General features: G+C 34.4%; 18 protein-coding genes. 2 read left to right on the top strand and 16 right to left on the bottom strand.

What is annotated here, in order from left to right:
* Nucleotides 1-159: 159 nt before the first annotated feature.
* From ACHZK0_RS09555 to ACHZK0_RS09535, 5 genes are all read right to left on the bottom strand, one after another.
* Complete coding sequence (locus tag ACHZK0_RS09555; protein WP_262743298.1) at nucleotides 160-1,215, bottom strand: LLM class flavin-dependent oxidoreductase; 1,056 nt, start codon at nucleotides 1,213-1,215, stop codon at nucleotides 160-162.
* A gap of 121 nt (nucleotides 1,216-1,336) precedes the next feature.
* Complete coding sequence (locus tag ACHZK0_RS09550; RefSeq protein ID WP_001205521.1) at nucleotides 1,337-1,780, bottom strand: MarR family winged helix-turn-helix transcriptional regulator; 444 nt, start codon at nucleotides 1,778-1,780, stop codon at nucleotides 1,337-1,339.
* 144 nt (nucleotides 1,781-1,924) lie between these two features.
* Nucleotides 1,925-2,248, bottom strand: coding sequence for a carboxymuconolactone decarboxylase family protein (locus ACHZK0_RS09545; protein WP_270343327.1), 324 nt, complete (start codon nucleotides 2,246-2,248; stop codon nucleotides 1,925-1,927).
* A 1-nt stretch (nucleotide 2,249) separates the two neighbouring features.
* Nucleotides 2,250-2,657: a tautomerase family protein gene (locus ACHZK0_RS09540; protein WP_395761478.1), complete on the bottom strand. Its 408-nt coding sequence runs from the start codon at nucleotides 2,655-2,657 to the stop codon at nucleotides 2,250-2,252.
* 45 nt (nucleotides 2,658-2,702) lie between these two features.
* Nucleotides 2,703-3,248, bottom strand: coding sequence for a DUF4865 family protein (locus ACHZK0_RS09535; RefSeq protein ID WP_262743301.1), 546 nt, complete (start codon nucleotides 3,246-3,248; stop codon nucleotides 2,703-2,705).
* A 120-nt stretch (nucleotides 3,249-3,368) separates the two neighbouring features.
* On the opposite strand from ACHZK0_RS09535, the gene ACHZK0_RS09530 reads away from it, so the two are divergent.
* Complete coding sequence (locus ACHZK0_RS09530) at nucleotides 3,369-4,157, top strand: LysR family transcriptional regulator (RefSeq protein WP_395761477.1); 789 nt, start codon at nucleotides 3,369-3,371, stop codon at nucleotides 4,155-4,157.
* Between the two features lie 102 nt (nucleotides 4,158-4,259).
* Here the strand turns inward: ACHZK0_RS09530 and ACHZK0_RS09525 are convergent, their stop codons facing one another.
* From ACHZK0_RS09525 to ACHZK0_RS09475, 11 genes are all read right to left on the bottom strand, one after another.
* Entirely contained in the window at nucleotides 4,260-5,213 is a 954-nt protein-coding gene (locus tag ACHZK0_RS09525; protein ID WP_270343363.1) for a branched-chain amino acid ABC transporter permease, read from the bottom strand.
* Between the two features lie 49 nt (nucleotides 5,214-5,262).
* Entirely contained in the window at nucleotides 5,263-6,123 is an 861-nt protein-coding gene (locus ACHZK0_RS09520) for a branched-chain amino acid ABC transporter permease (RefSeq protein ID WP_088096046.1), read from the bottom strand.
* 21 nt (nucleotides 6,124-6,144) lie between these two features.
* Nucleotides 6,145-6,846, bottom strand: coding sequence for an ABC transporter ATP-binding protein (locus ACHZK0_RS09515; protein WP_064476363.1), 702 nt, complete (start codon nucleotides 6,844-6,846; stop codon nucleotides 6,145-6,147).
* Nucleotides 6,824-7,597: an ABC transporter ATP-binding protein gene (locus ACHZK0_RS09510; RefSeq protein WP_046197658.1), complete on the bottom strand. Its 774-nt coding sequence runs from the start codon at nucleotides 7,595-7,597 to the stop codon at nucleotides 6,824-6,826. Before ACHZK0_RS09510 ends, ACHZK0_RS09515 begins: the two co-directional genes overlap by 23 nt.
* Before the next feature lie 89 nt (nucleotides 7,598-7,686).
* On the bottom strand, nucleotides 7,687-8,904 hold the full coding sequence (locus tag ACHZK0_RS09505) for a substrate-binding domain-containing protein (RefSeq protein WP_262743303.1): 1,218 nt from the start codon (nucleotides 8,902-8,904) through the stop codon (nucleotides 7,687-7,689).
* Between the two features lie 180 nt (nucleotides 8,905-9,084).
* On the bottom strand, nucleotides 9,085-10,080 hold the full coding sequence (locus ACHZK0_RS09500) for a 3-oxoacyl-ACP synthase (RefSeq protein ID WP_262743304.1): 996 nt from the start codon (nucleotides 10,078-10,080) through the stop codon (nucleotides 9,085-9,087).
* Complete coding sequence (locus ACHZK0_RS09495; protein WP_270343332.1) at nucleotides 10,080-10,496, bottom strand: MaoC family dehydratase; 417 nt, start codon at nucleotides 10,494-10,496, stop codon at nucleotides 10,080-10,082. Before ACHZK0_RS09495 ends, ACHZK0_RS09500 begins: the two co-directional genes overlap by 1 nt.
* A 4-nt stretch (nucleotides 10,497-10,500) precedes the next feature.
* Nucleotides 10,501-11,991, bottom strand: coding sequence for an o-succinylbenzoate--CoA ligase (locus ACHZK0_RS09490; protein WP_262743306.1), 1,491 nt, complete (start codon nucleotides 11,989-11,991; stop codon nucleotides 10,501-10,503).
* Nucleotides 11,992-12,005: 14 nt separating this feature from the next.
* The gene (locus ACHZK0_RS09485; protein ID WP_140384314.1) at nucleotides 12,006-12,611 is read right to left on the bottom strand and encodes a TetR/AcrR family transcriptional regulator; all 606 of its coding nucleotides are present in this window, start codon (nucleotides 12,609-12,611) and stop codon (nucleotides 12,006-12,008) included.
* A 129-nt stretch (nucleotides 12,612-12,740) separates the two neighbouring features.
* Nucleotides 12,741-13,664, bottom strand: a complete 924-nt coding sequence (locus ACHZK0_RS09480; protein ID WP_262743191.1) for a CobW family GTP-binding protein — start codon at nucleotides 13,662-13,664, stop codon at nucleotides 12,741-12,743.
* A gap of 106 nt (nucleotides 13,665-13,770) precedes the next feature.
* The gene (locus tag ACHZK0_RS09475; protein ID WP_270606914.1) at nucleotides 13,771-15,207 is read right to left on the bottom strand and encodes a flavin monoamine oxidase family protein; all 1,437 of its coding nucleotides are present in this window, start codon (nucleotides 15,205-15,207) and stop codon (nucleotides 13,771-13,773) included.
* A gap of 201 nt (nucleotides 15,208-15,408) precedes the next feature.
* Between ACHZK0_RS09475 and ACHZK0_RS09470 the strand changes: the two genes are divergently transcribed.
* A complete protein-coding gene (locus tag ACHZK0_RS09470; RefSeq protein ID WP_262743189.1) occupies nucleotides 15,409-16,353 on the top strand; it encodes an L-lactate dehydrogenase in 945 nt (314 codons plus the stop codon).
* Nucleotides 16,354-16,412: the final 59 nt, after the last annotated feature.

The following is a 16,412-nucleotide window of genomic DNA, read 5'->3' as shown; positions in this document are numbered from 1 at the left end:
AAAATGTATTTTTAAAATTCAAACACAAAATATTGTTATTCAAAAATAGGAAATACATTCCCTCTTTCTAGACTAAAAATTCATTTTTTTCATTTTTCCAAACTAAATTCATACATAAAAAAATACCGAGAATCGATTAGACTCTCGGTATTTTTTAAATTATTTTGCTGTATGTTTTCTAACAGCCGGTAAAATTTCAGTAGCAATTAATTCAATATTTTTCTCAATTTTATTAAGTGGTACACCACCAAAATCAATTTGTGCCATAAAACGTTGTTGACCAAACAATTCATATTGGTAAAGCATTTTTTCAATAATTTGTTGCGGGCTCCCAACCATTAATGCGTCACGGTAATCTACTGCATTTGTAAATTGTTGCTTCGGATACCCACCACCGCGCAGTGTAAGCATACCAGCATTAATATGAGGATAGTATTCATTAAATGCATCTTGTGAATTTTTTGCTGTATAAAATAAACTTGTTGTTGCAACTGGCAAACTTGCTGGATTAAATCCACTTTGCTCAGCTGCCTCACGGTAAGCATCTACTGATCCCTTAAAGTTAATAGCTGGACCACCTAGTGTTGTTATCATCATTGGTACACCCGCACGTCCTGCTTTAATCGCACTAGCTGGTGGGCCACCAACTGCACGCCAAATTGGTAAGTTATTATTTTTAGCCCTTGGAATAACCGATGCATGTGCAAGCGGCGCTCTGAACTGTCCGTTCCATGTTACATGTTCCTCTTTATTAATTTTTAATAAAAGATCCATTTTCTCTTCAAATAACTCTTCATAATTATTCACATCATAACCAAGTAAACTATATCCCCCAATACGAGATCCACGACCAGCTACGATTTCTGCACGTCCATTAGAAATTAAGTCAATTGTAGCAAAGTCCTCATATACTCGTACCGGATCAGATGTACTTATTATCGTTGCTGAACTTGCAATTTTTATATTTTTCGTAGCTTGTGCAATAGCTCCTAAAATAACTGTATGAGCTTGCGTTGTAAAATGCGTTTGATGACTTTCACCGACAGCAAATACATCAAGGCCAGCTTCATCCGCTAACTTAGCCGTTTCAATTAATTCATGAATTCTTTGTTCTGCACTAATTTTCTCTCCGTTATGAGGATTTAATACATGATCCCCAATTGAATATAATCCAAACTCCATTCCTTTACTTGTATCCATACGGTATTTTTCCATAATTGCTCTCTCCTTTAATGAAGTGTTTATTCGTTTCTCTTTTTAAAACGATTGTAAGTCACGTGTATATCCCTATTACCTACACCATCACTTGATTAGTCAATTGATGGTGTAAAAAAAATTACTCATGTGGTAATTCTTTTTTCTCACTATGCTTATGAACTTTCGTCATTAGCTCGTATAATATTTTTTGCTCTTCTTCATTTAATACATCATCAAAAAACGATGATTGAAATGCAAGTTGCTCTGGCAATGCTCTCTCTAAAGCTGCTTCCCCTTGCTCTGTAAGGCTAATTGTTTTCGTTTTCCAATCTTGTTTTCTTACAATATATCCTTCTTTTTCAAGACGAGTTAACATTCGAGAAATACCACCTTGTGTAACAGTTACCTTTTCAGCTAATTCCATTTGTGTTAGTGGTTGATACGTACGTATTTGCAAAAGTACATCAAATTGAGCTGTCGTTAAATCAAAACGTTTTAAAAACTCATTTGACATCTGATTACTTTGGTTCGTAAATCGTATTAAACGTAACCATATTAATGATCCTATCGTATTATCACGCATATTTGATCACTTCCTATCGTGAATCTCACTATCACTTTACTACGCAAGTGATAAAAAAGCAAGAGAAAAAGTGAAAAATATCTCATTAGAAAATAACGATAAGAAAGAATTCATATTCAAATGAATTCTTTCTTATCGTTATTCTTAACTTTCCATTTCATTCATTGCTATATTTAAAGCTGCCACCGCTTTTGGCCAGCCAACATAAAAAGCCATATGTGTTATTAATGCAATCATTTCATTTTCCATAATTCCATTTTGCTTTGCCAGGCGCAAATGAAATGGTAATTTTTCTGTCTGATTAAGACTAATTAATGCCGCCACTGTACATAAACTTCTTTCTCGTAATGTTAAAGTGTCATCCCGCCACACCTCTCCGAACAATATCTCTTCACTATAATGAGCAAATGCAGGTGCCTTTTCTCTCATTTTCTCTTGAATACAATATTCAATGGATTCATTCATCATTTCACTCCCCCTTCACTTTTACCAATTGTGCCAATCCTTGACCAAATGACCAATTTTCAGCAGATGTCTCATTTAGTGTAATAAAAATATCTGCACTTTTTATAACAGAACATTCAGAAACCTTCGAGGATATCGACTGATATAGATTCCTTTTCTGCTTTATCGTTCTTCCCGGTCCACATGTAATAGAAACATAAGTCATATTCTCTGTTCTCTTTTCTCCTCTTTCTAATAAATAATATGGATTATATAAAAAGTGATTTTGTTGATAAGGTAAAAACACTTGAAAAAAATCATTTTCAGGGATGTTAAAATGTGCAATTAATGAAAGATGAATACATTCACCTATCTTTTTCAACTCTTCTTCATTTAATATATTTTCATGATAATAACCGTTCACAAAAGGCATACATTTTCATTCCTTTTTCTTATTTTGGCATGTAACAAAACTCCATCATGAAATGTGTAAAATCTCATATATAGTTACATTATCCATTACATCTATTTCAGGCTTTTCATTATAAAAACTGAATTGACTATATCCCCATTTATCTGGATTATAAATGATTACATTTCCTAAACACTTTTCTATGTTTTGTACATTTTCATTCATAGTGCTTAATTGAGTCCCTCTCAGTGAATTACTTTGAGAAATACTCCCTGTATACTCAACAGCATATCTACTTTTTTTAAAATCATTACTTAGATTAACAACTAATGGAACACCTATATTTATTTGTTTCCATCCAAAAGATTGTAAAATATTATCGTAATACCCTTCAAATATAAATTTGTTCATTCCTTCATGGCCATTCCAAACATATAAAGGTGCATAACAGTTATAGAAATTCCCGTCCTTATCCGCCTCAGTAATTAAATAAGCTTTAAATTTTAGGTCTTGAAAACCATCCGTTTTATACCCATTATCCTTTACCCTTTTCTTAATAATCTCCATGTCATAATCTTTCGGCAAAATGACCTTATATTGCATTCCAATCATGTGTATCACTCACTTTCTATCTTATATACACAATGATAAACCGATGATTGACTAGCGTAAAATAGGTATAAATTATGTTTGATATCATTTATAATGATACCCTATAAGGGGCTGTGATAAATGGAAATAAATGATCTTATTATATTCAAAACTGTAGCTAGCGAAGGTTCTATTAGTAAAGCTGCGAAAGAGTTAGGTTATGTTCAACCGAACGTAACTGAGCGAATCAAAAAATTAGAACAAGAGTTAGAAACACCTTTACTACATAGAGATAACAAAGGCGTTTCCTTATTACCTTCTGGTGACATTTTATTAGACTACACGAATCAAATATTAACTCTAGTAGAAGAAGCGAAAGATAAAATTAAAACGAGTGGTTCTTCTTATATAATTGCGACGTCACAATCTATTTTGACTAATTATTTAAGTAAGCGCATTAAAGAAAATTTCAGGAATTATCAAATATATGTAGAAAATAGTAGTCATTTGCAAAAATTACTGCAGCAACAAAAAGTTGATATGGTCATCACTTATGAAGAGGATCCCGGTGCAGCTTTTAAAAAAGTATTTACTACTTCAATTTCTGTAGGCTTATTAAAAGCGAAAGAAACGCCTACCATTAACTATTCAAAAGAACTCTTCTTTGTTAGTAATGACAAAAGGTGCCCTTTTAGAAATAAGACAATACAATTTTTAAAAGAAAATAATTTATCTCAGCGTCAACTTCAACAATTAGATTCTTATTCGCTTATTGAAGAGTTTATTCATGACGGAAAAGGAATAGCCTTTTTACCGATTAAAAATGATACCTTGGTACCAATTGAAGATGTTCCAATTGAAAAATTAGCTGTTTATTTGTTTACAAATCAAAATTCTTTAAAACAAATCCCTGATGAACTATTTAATTAATAGAATTACTATGTTTACAGACTAACTAATTACATACGCCAATAAAAATCCCTCCTTTACGAATCTAAAAGAGGGATTTTCATATTCTATACAATTGATTTTTCACAGATTTTGCTCCACTTCTGCACTTTTCTCCTTCTTATTCCGTTTCATATTCTTCAAACTCTTTACCGTTCCAACTAATCCTTTCGGGAAAACTAGCAATACGATAATGTACAATAAACCAAGAATAATCGTCCATCGTTCAAAAATCGGATACGCTGTAGCTAGTTCTGATAAATAGTATTTCAGTGATTCAATAATGCCAGCTCCAGCAATTGCTCCAATTAACGTTCCAACGCCTCCAATCATCGTCATCAATAATGCATTTAATGTCATTTCAATTGAAAATACAGTTGTATTTACAAAGCGTAGTGTGATAACAAATAAACCACCACTAATCGCAGCTACTACTCCTGCCACAATACTAGCAATAATTTTATAATGAAGAACTTTATACCCTAGCGCTTCAACACGTTGCTCATTTTGTGAAATTGCCTTTAATACTTTTCCAATAGAAGATTTTGTGAAAAGACGTAACAGAATAAAAATGACAATTAAACATATAAGCGTTACATAATAAAACGTAAAACGGTCACGGAATAAATCTGGTACACCAAATGTAAAACCATCTCCTCCATGAGTAAGCCCACGCCATTTTTCAGCAAGTACGAAAAACAACTGTGAAATAGCAAGTGTTAACATTGCATAAAAATGACTTTTCAGCCGCAAAGAAAGCAAGCCGATTATATAACTAACAATTGCTGAAATGATAATTGCAACTACTAGCCCTATAAAAAAGTTCGTTATAGATACTCCTTGCCGATCAAATAAAAGCGCTACACCATATGCTCCTATCCCAAAGAACATACAATGACCGAACGATACAATTCCTGTATATCCAAGCAATACATCAAAACTCATTGCAAAAATAGCAAAGATGAAGATTTGAGTGAACAAAATTAACAAACTTCGTGAATCATTTACGAATGGAAATACACTTAAACAAATGAGCATAAATACTCCGAAGTATACTTTAATTCGATTTGATGTGTTGTTCACCATTTCACCCCTTTTCACCAACAAGTCCGTTTGGCTTTACTATTAAGAAAAATAGTAACATTAACATATTAATTGCAAGTGATAAATCCGGTATAAAATACGCTGTAAAAGCACCAGCTAATCCGACAATTAAAGAAGCGATTGCCGAACCTTGTACGCTTCCTAGCCCTCCAATAATTACTACTATAAAAGCTAAAATCGCATACTGCATACCCATCTCGGCAAAAATAACGCCTGAATAAGGTGCTAGTAGAAATCCTCCCAACGCTGCCATCCCTGCTCCTAATAAAAAGACGAAAGAAAATATCGCTTTTACGTTAATACCGAGCGCTTGAACCATCTCTTTATCCATTACACCTGCACGTATCATAAGACCTATCTTTGTTTTTTTGAGCAATAATAGTAAGGCAATGTAAATGATGATCCCAATTAAAATAACGAATAGACGATATTTAATTAATATAACGCCGTCAAATGTAAAGCTTCCTTGTAACCACAACGGTAATTTCGCACCAATTGGATTCGGTCCCCAAAATACTTTAATACATTCACTAAGTACAAGCATTCCTCCAAGCGTCACAAGAAGCTGGCGAACATGATTTCCATATACCGGTCTGATAAGGAACCTTTCTAAAATGAATCCAAGAAACATACCCATTGCAATTGCTCCAATTAACGCTAATACATAACTACCTGTCATATTAAATAGCCAAACTCCTGTAAATGCTCCCCACGCAAATAAACCACCATGTGCGAAGTTTAGAACGCTCATTAAACCGAAAATAAGTGAAAGACCTGATGCTAATAAAAAAATGAGCATCCCAGTTGAAATCCCATTTACAAATAAATTGATTAACACATCCATCCTTTTCACCCCGGATTCATGTTAAGAGATTCCTAAATATTTGTGACACATTTCCTTATCCTCTTTTAGTTCATGCATAAAACCGTTATGAACAATTTTTCCGTTATCCATAATATAAAAATAATCACCAATTTGACTAGCCATCATAAAATTTTGTTCAACGAGTAAAACTGTTGTTTTCTTCTTCATTTTCAAAATGGCTATCATTAATTTTTCTATCATAATGGGGGACAAGCCTTTACTCGGCTCATCAATAAGTAATAAACCATCACTATTTATAAATGCCCTTGAAATTGCTAGCATTTGCTTTTGCCCTCCGCTTAAGAGCCCACTTTTTTTGTGCCAAAACTGCTTTAAATCTGGAAATAATTCAAGCATCCACTCGATTTTCTCTTCTGCTTCTTCTCCCTTCCCTCTAGCAAGAGCGAATGTTTCTTCTACTGTCAGGTCGTGAAAAATGCCTTGATTTTCTGGTACATACCCTATTCCTTTCCTTGAAATTAAATGTGTAGATAATCCATTTACTTGTGTACTATCATAATAAATTTCACCATGTGCGATATGGTGAAAACCCATAACCGAACGTAATGTCGTAGTCTTCCCTGCCCCATTTCTTCCAAACAGTACAGTAATCGTTCCTTTCTCAACAGCAAGAGATACCCCTTGCAAAATATGAAACTGATCTAAGTACGTCTCTATATTATTCACTTGTAATAGTGCCACTATATAATCCCCCTAAATAAGCACTTTGTACACGCTCATCTTTCATAATTTCTTCGGGTAAACCTTCAGCCAATAACTCTCCATGGAACAAAACGATAAGATGGTCTGACAAACCTAGTACCATATCCATTTTGTGTTCAATCAGTACAATTGTACTCTCTGGATGTTTCTTAATATTTTCAATCACTTGTAAAATTGCCGGTACCTCCTCGACTGATATACCTGCCGTCGGCTCATCAAGTAGTAACACATCCGTTTTTAAAGCTAATAACATCGCAAGCTCTAACTTTCGTTTTTCTCCATGCGCTAAATCTTTCGCTAATACATGTTCTTTTTCCTGGAGTAATACCGTTTTTAAGAACCGTCTCGCCTCTCCTACTTGTTGTTTAAATTTTGCCGAACTCGGAAAAAAACTATAGTAATCTTGAACAAATGATTGAACACTTAAACGAACATTTTCAAGTACCGTTAACTCTGGGAATATATTTGTAAGCTGAAAGGAACGGCCAATTCCTAATCGAGTTCGATCTGAAATTGATAATTTTGTAATCTCTTGTCCTTTAAAATATACTTCACCCTTCGTTGGAGAAATTTGTCCACTTAGTAAATTAAATAACGTTGTCTTTCCTGCACCGTTTGGTCCAATAATGGAAATGAGCTTTCCTTTTTGTACTGTCAAATTCACATCCTTAATAACATGATGCTCGCCAAAAGATACACTAAGATTTTTCGTTTCAAGCAAATGTGTCACGAAATCCCTCCCTTTATAGCTTTAAGTATGAAAGAAATACGTATAAAGAGGGTATTCCCTCTTTATACAAAAACAACAGAAAATTCAGTCTATTTATTTTGAACTGGTGGTTCTGTCTCTTTCATCGTTAATTCTCGCTCTAATACTGGCACCGGATAGTCAACACCATCTTGCTTTTTCAATGTGATAGAATACAGTGTCTGCATCGCTTGGTGATCCTTTTCTCTAAACTTCATCTTTCCTTTCGGTGTCTCAAATTCCATTCCTTCCATTTTCTTAATCAGTGTATCTACATCTGTATCACCTTTTGTTTTCTTTAAAGCTTCTACAATAGAAATTGCCGCTGACATTCCACCTGCTGTAAATAAATCTGGCACCGCACCATTAAATCGTTTTTTATGTTCTTCCACTAACCAATCATTCACCTTATTTTTCGGGAGTGTATGATAATAAACAGAAAAACCTTGCATTCCTACTAACGCATCCATCGTTTTTAATGCCGGTATATCTGGTGCACCGGTAGAAATTTTAATACCTTGCGCTTCCACATTCATATCTTTCAACTGTTTCCAAGGTGAATTTGCACCTGCCCAAACGATAAATAAATAATCTGGTTTTGAGCTAATGATATTTTGAATATTAGCAGTGAAGTCAGTCGAATTTGTATCAGCATATTGCTCGTTTACAATATTTGCACCTAACTTCTTCGCTCCAACTTTAAATGCCGCAATTCCTTCACGGCCGTAAGCATTATCTTGTGCTAACGTTGCTATTTTTACATCTTTTTTAGCAATTGCTGCAGCACCAGCGACTGCATCTTGAGATGAATTTCTTCCTGTTCTAAAAATATATTTATTCCAGTTCTTACCGGTAATACTATCAGCTACCGCCGGTTCTACAACCATTATTTTTTCATATTCTTCAGCTAATGGTAAAACCGCTAATGTATCACTCGAACTAGACGATCCGACTAAAAAATCAACTTTCTCTTCTTCTAATAATTTCGTAGCTTTCTTCACCGCTACATCTGCTTTCGTTTCCGTATCTTCTACAACAAACTTAATCTTCTTCCCTTCCACTTTCCCAGTTCCACCCGTTGCATAGTCTAACCCTAATTCAAATCCGTTCATTGTTTGTTTTCCATACGATTCTAATGGACCTGTTAATGATGCAAGAACCCCTACCTTAATCGTCTTTTCATCCTCTGTACTTGTTTTCTTTCCTGAACAAGCGGCCGTTATTAATAACGAACCTAAAACACAACCAGTAGCCATCATTCTTAGCCATTTACGTTTTTTCATCGACATTGTGATCCTCCCCATACTTTTCTTTCTGATAGAGTCAAACACGCCAAAGTTATCCATCCGTAATTATGACTTTTTCTTTGAATCATACAAACAAATCTGTTAAAAAATTTAATGAAGTACCTTTACATTCGCCACCTCTTTCCAAATACCTCCATTTAACATATATTCATCTAGTATTTTTCACCACCTAATTACAGTCGCTGCCCACGTATACCCAGTCCCCGCACTAACTACTACTGCAATATCTCCAGGCTGTAATTTTCCCTGTTCATTTGCAAAGTGAAGACCAATGCAAGGATCAAGCGCTGACATATGTCCATAATGATCTAAATATACAACTTGTTCTTCTTCTAGCCCTAGTCCCTGTATCAATTCTATTAACATAGAACGTTTTGTATGCAGTGGTAACAATACTTTAATATCTTTAGGAGTAAATCCACTTTTTCTTAAAGCCTCCCTAATAACCTTGTCAAAATTAGGGATTGAAACCCGGTCTAGACGTTCTTTCATACTATTAGGATCTATTACATCAATATAATGTTGTCGATTCTCAACTGTATCATAGCTCGCAACCTGCTTTGATCCACCTGCTGGAATACGTACATCTTCATGAAATGAACCATCTGTTATAATCGCACTTCCTAATATTTCACCATTGCTAGCATCTTTTTTCACTAAGGCTGCGCTTCCACCATCAGCGAAATTAAACATAAAACGTGAGCGTGGATTATCATAATCTACAATTTGAGATTCTTTACATCCACCTACTAATAATATATTTTCAATTGAGTTATCGGAGTAAAGCATATCTTTTGCGACTTTGAGAGCAATAGGAAAGCAAGAACTAACATTCATAATTTCAAAAGCATAAGCATTTTTCAATCCAAGTTCATGCTGAATTTTTGGGGCACTTGACCATACGTGGTAATCTTTATGTGGACTGCCAAAATAAATGATCACATCAATAGATTGAGGATCTACTTGTAATAATATTGGCTTTGCAGCAGCAATAGCTAAATCTGATGCATGCATCATTTCATCTGCGACATGTTTTTCATATAAACCAAACTTTTCTATAATAATTTTCTCAGGGATACCTGTTTTCTTAGATAGATCTGCAGCCGTCTCTACGCCTTTTGGGAAGAAAACACCAGTCGTTTCAACCCCAATATTCATTAGACTACTCCCCCTTCTTTTGGCACCATCATAGTCGCTACACCTGTCAATACTAAATCTCCTTTTTGATTATGACATTCAGTTATCAATTTCAAAACTCTCTTTTCTTTCATAAATTCTTGCACTGTAGCCGTAGCTGTAATTGTATCTCCTATAAAAACTGGTGCTGTAAATTTAATAGTTTGTTCCATATAAACAGATCCTTTTCCAGGTAAATGAATCCCAAGCAACTGCGATAATAAACTAGAAGTTAGTAAACCATGTGCTATTCTTTGATTAAATCTAGTTTGTTTCGCATACTCATGATCAATATGAATCGGGTTAAAATCCCCACTCAAACCTGCAAATAATACAAAATCCGCTTCTGTAATTGTTTTACTACATGACGCCTGTTGACCAGTGCTATACAGTGTCATCTCTTCACCAACTTTTCAATTGATTTGCTAACTGTGCTTTTTGAATTTTACCAGTTGCATTTTTAGGCAATTCTGTCAGAAAAACAATTTCTTTCGGTATTTTATATTTTGCTAGAAATAAACGACAATGTTCAATGACTTCTTTTTCAGTTAATTCACTGCTACTCTTTTTCACAATAAAGGCGATTGGAATCTCTCCCCACTTTATATGTTGCCTCCCAACGACTGCTACCTCATAAACCTCCGAAATTTTATTAATGACCTGCTCTACTTCAAGTGGATAAATATTTTCACCACCGGAAATTATCATTTCTTTTTTTCTACCGACAATGTATACAAAACCATCTTCATCAACTTTAGCTAAATCTCCCGTATATAACCAACCATCTTGAATCGTTTCTTTTGTTGCATCTGGCTGATTCCAATACTCTTTCATTACATTCGGCCCTCTTATAAGTAACTCTCCCACTTCACCAATTTCAACCTTATTTTTATTTTCATCCATAAGTACATAATCACAAAACAAAACAGGTTTTCCAATTGAACCTACTTTACGTCTTGCATCTTCTTCTGAAAGCATAAATACGGTTGGTGATGTTTCAGTCATGCCAAAACCTTGACCAAATAAAAATCCTCTATCTATAAATTCTCTCATCAACTCTTCTGGACATGGAGCACCACCGTTATAAAACCAGCGAACTGATTGTAAATTTGTAGTTTCAAACTTTGGGCAATTCATTAATGCTTGATGAATTGTAGGTACTCCCATCACTACAGTCACTTTATGTTTTTCTATCATCGAAAGAGCTGTGGTTGGTTCAAATTTTCTTGGAATAATGATTACGCCACCTGCAAATAAAGTTGGAAATGCGAATAAACCAATCCCACCAATATGAAATAAAGGTAATAATACAATGGAGCGGTCATGAATAGTTAAGTCAATCGCAAATGTATTGTTAAGCGCATTCCAAAACATATTTTCTTGTGTAAGTACGGCTCCTTTCGGTTTTCCTGTCGTACCTGATGTATAACATATAATAAAGGATGCGCTTTCATTTATCTCTTCAAAGTTGTCACTTTTTCTATCTTCTATTTCTTTTAAACTTTTAATCGAAAGAACTCTTTGTACGTACGATACCTTATGCATTGACAGTGCCATATTTTGAAATGTTTCCTCTACAAATAAAACTGAAGTTCCACTATCTTTTAACTGAAATATAAGTTCATTTTCTGTTAACCGTATATTAAGTGGAACAGCAATACATTCTACTTTTGCTATAGCAAACAAAAGTACAATATATTCCAAGCTGTTCTGTGATAAAATAGCTATCCTTTCTCCTTTTTGCACATTTACCTCGTAAATTAAATATGCTGCTACTTTACTTACATACTCATGTAACTGTTTATATGTCATTTCCTCCTCTTCTGTAATAATGGCAATGCGATCTGGATGTATATAGGACCGTTTTTCAATCCAATAAGCAATGCCTTGCATATTTCCCCACTCCTTTATCTCTGTCTCAATCCTTCAAATATTAATGACATCGCTGCTTCAAATACATCTTCTGGAACATCTTTCTCTTCCCAATAACCCCATCGCATTCCTAGAAATTGCCCAATTGACATAAGACAATACGCAATTGTTTCTTTATCAAGTTGTTTAAACTCTCCCGCTTCCATACCAGCCGATAAACTTTTTAAAAACCCATTTGCGAGCTTTGCATAGTACCATCTATATAAGTTATCATCAACAACTACTGCCTGTTGTACAATGTTATATAGATTAGGTCGATCCTTCACCCACCGAAAAAAAGCCTGAAAACCTCTTCTTTGTGCCTCTTCATAACTTGATATTCCCTTCATTTCTTCTTTAATAATTAAGCGTAACTCACGGTTCAATCTGCGAATCAATTCATCAAATATATCTTTTTTAGATGGAAAGTAATTATAGAAAGTTCCGTGCGCTACCTTTGCTTCTTGTGTAATATTCACGATAGAAGCCTCGTAATATCCTTTATTACCAAACACCTCTTCTGCAGCACACAATAATTTCTCTCTCGTTTCTAATCCTTTTGTTGTTAAGTTTTTTACATCCATTATTATTTTTTCTGACACCTGAATCACCTCTTAGATTTGATTATAAATAAATTTCTGAATTTTACAATTATTATTGTTAGACAAAATCTGCAAGTGTTTTTCTACACACAAAAAGGCCTAACTTAAAAATAAGTTAGACCTTTAATCTTAATTAGAATTATTTTCTACTTTCTCTAACCCTTCAGCCAATTGTTTCTTATCTAGCCCTTCCCCTATTACTACCAAGTTCGTCGGAAAACCGAAGTCTTGTTCCAGTAAAGTCGGTACCCCGAACGAATACTGGAATAGGTGCGGGTATTTATCTCCATGGAATTTCACAAATCCTTTTACACGATAAATACTATCTGGTAAATTCGAAAGCCATTCATATAATTTGTCTTGATCAATCGATTTCGTAAACTGATACGTCATCGTTTGTATATGTAAATGCTGTTTGACATGTAGTGTCTCATGTTCCCCGTCATTCGTAAATTCAGCCTCTTCTATGTCTTCTAAAGATATATTACAATATTTTGTTTCAAACAATTTCGCATGATTATTTATCGCTTTCACTTCTTCAATTACTTTGTTCTTATCCGCATCTGTTAGTAAGTCTGATTTATTAATTAAAATGTGGCTACCAAACTTCAGTTGCTCATGTAATAATTGCTGAACGTTTGCACTTAATACACTTCGATTTAACCACCTTACTGCATCTAAAACGACTACAATTGATTTCACGTCTAAGAAAGGTGCTAAAATTGGTGATACACATGCATCTAACACTTCAATTGGATGCGCAACACCTGTCGTTTCTATATAAATGACATCTGGTCTTTCTTGCTGATATAACGAATGCAATTGTATTTCAAGCTCTTCTTTTAGCGTACAACAAATACATCCTTTCAGAAGCTCTCTTAAAACATTCTCTTTTCCAATAATATCGGTATCTACCGAGTATTCACCAATTTCATTCATTAATACTGCAACTTTTCTATTCTTCTTTTTCTCAGCTAACAATAAATTTTGTAATAATGTTGATTTTCCACTACCTAAAAAGCCAGCTAATATATGAATTTCTACTTTATTCATTTGATCGACCATCCATTTCTTTACTTCAAACGTATTCAAAGCGTAATAATTACGATTTATATTTATCATTTTATTAAAAGAATGACCATTTGTAAACATAACAGATTCATTGTTCGTTTACTTCATGTGCAACCCTAACTCCAGACTCTATTGCTCCTTGCATCCATCCATGCGTTAATGTCGTATGCTCTCCTGCAAAGTGTACTTTGCCAGCTTGCGGCGTAATATACGGAAATAACTCGAGCTCTTGACCTGGTTCGAAAGCCGTAAATGCGCCGCAAGAATACGGATTTTTACTCCAGCTAAAAGATGTTCCAGTAACAAATTCACTATAGACGATGTCACCGTATATTTCTGCTAAATTTTTTAATGCGTAACGAATACGATCTCTTTGAGGGAGACTATCCCACGTTAACGCCTCATCTGCCCACGTATAACTCGCTAAAACGATGGCTGCCCCTGGTGTATGAATGCCATAACTCGGATAATATGTAAATCGAATCGGTAAATCTGTAATAGATTTACCGCCGTATTGTCCCGCTTTCTCCCAAAATCTACTTTTAAACTCTATCGCAATTTTAGTTGCAGCAATATAATTTAACTCACGAATTGCTCGTCTTTTATAATAAGAGAATAAATGATATGGCTGAACTTCTACAAACCGTAACGCTGAAAATGGAATTGTAATAATAGCACTGTCGCCTGTTACGATAAATGGATGTAACGTTTGCTCATGACTTCCTTGCATCATTACTTTATTATCTTCCTGTATAATTTTTTCTACTTTATACGACATAAAAATAGTATCTTTTAACGCCGGTAAAAATGAATTCGGTAATGCATCCATTCCGCCCGTTATCTCGTAATATTTTGTCGTAGAGGTAAAAAATATCATTTCACGTAATACTTCAATTAAAGACATTCCCATATATGCTTCCATATCAAGAAGTACACCGATCATATCTATTGCTCCGTCTGAATAATACTCAATTAAAAATGAGCCTAGCGAATATGCTTTATACTTTTTTTCAACGATAATCCAATTTTTATTAGGATCTTTTTTTATAAAATTTAGTATTGGTTCTAATACTACTAACATTAACTCTTCTGCCGTTTTTCCTTTTTCGTTCTCTACAATTGGATATCCCAGTATACTTGGATTTTTTTCGAATATGCTCAATCTCGTTTTAATATTATTCGTATAAATAATATCTGAAGTGGTTTTATTTATAAACAAATTTAACGGTAATTTAAACTTACGAATGTAAGCTAAAGTTAACTCATGTGTTTCAGGAATCCGCATCGGCCCTGCATTAAAATATAAACCAGAGCTAAATGGTTCACGAATCGTATATATTCTTCCGCCTATTCGGTTATTCGCTTCTAGAATTGTTATATTATGACCTGCTTCTTTCAATAACGATGCTGCAACTAAGCCCGAAATCCCTGCACCAGCAATAATAATCTGCTTTGGATTCTTCGTTTTAACGAGCCCCACATTAATAATATGAAGCATTTTTTCCATCGTTAATGGCTGCATCATACCCTTTTCTCCTTCAATAAAGGATTTTATTGCAGTATATTCGGTTCACTTACGTACTATGTTTCATGCAAGAAATTGCACGGATACATTTTCAAATACTTGAATATCTTTTATAAAATGTAATAAACTAGATATGACTCTATAGAAGTAAGACGTATTATCTTACATAATAAAATCAATGAAATTGCGAGGAATTTTGAAATGAAAAAAGGTATTAACCGTGTTGTATTAGTAGGAACAGGAGCAGTTGGATGTAGTTACGCTTACTGCATGATTAACCAAGCTGTAGCTGAAGAATTTGTTTTAGTTGATGTAAACGAGGCAAAAGCTGAAGGAGAGGCAATGGATTTAAGTCATGCTGTTCCTTTTGCACCAGCTCCAACTAGAGTATGGAAAGGCAGCTACGAAGATTGTAAAGATGCTGATCTTGTAGTTATTACGGCTGGATTACCACAAAAACCAGGCGAAACACGTTTAGATTTAGTTGAGAAAAACGCGAAAATCTTTAAACAAATCGTTCGTAGTATTATGGATAGCGGATTTGATGGTATCTTCTTAATCGCAACTAACCCTGTCGATATTTTAACTTATGTAACTTGGAAAGAATCTGGTTTACCAAAAGAACGTGTAATCGGTTCTGGTACAACTCTTGATTCTGCTCGTTTCCGCTATATGTTAGGTGAGTATTTCGATATTGGTCCTCACAACATTCATGCTTATATTATCGGAGAACATGGTGATACGGAACTTCCTGTTTGGAGTCACGTATCCATTGGTATTCAAAAACTACAAACACTTCTTGATAAAGACAACACATACACGCAAGAAGATTTAGACAAAATCTTCATAAATGTTCGTGATGCAGCTTACCATATTATTGAGCGAAAAGGTGCAACTTACTATGGTATTGGTATGTCACTTTTACGTGTTACTAAGGCGATTTTAAACGACGAAAATAGTGTATTAACAGTATCAGCTTACTTAGAAGGTCAATACGGTCAAAAAGATGTTTATATCGGTGTACCTGCTGTTTTAAATCGCGGCGGTGTTCGTGAAATTTTAGAAGTGGAATTAAGTGAAGATGAAGAATTAAAATTCGATCACTCTGTTCAAGTATTGAAAGAAACAATGGCCCCTGTTCTTTAATCGTGTATTCAAAAAAGCAATCCAATTTATTTTGGATTGCTTTTTCATTGCTCGCTCAT

Origin of the sequence: Bacillus sp. 3G2 (genome assembly GCF_044324725.1) — a bacterium.
In the GTDB taxonomy this organism is placed as follows: Bacteria; Bacillota; Bacilli; order Bacillales; family Bacillaceae_G; genus Bacillus_A; species Bacillus_A mobilis.
Note: the sequence above shows the minus strand (reverse complement) of the source record. Positions and strands in the feature narration are given on the sequence as shown.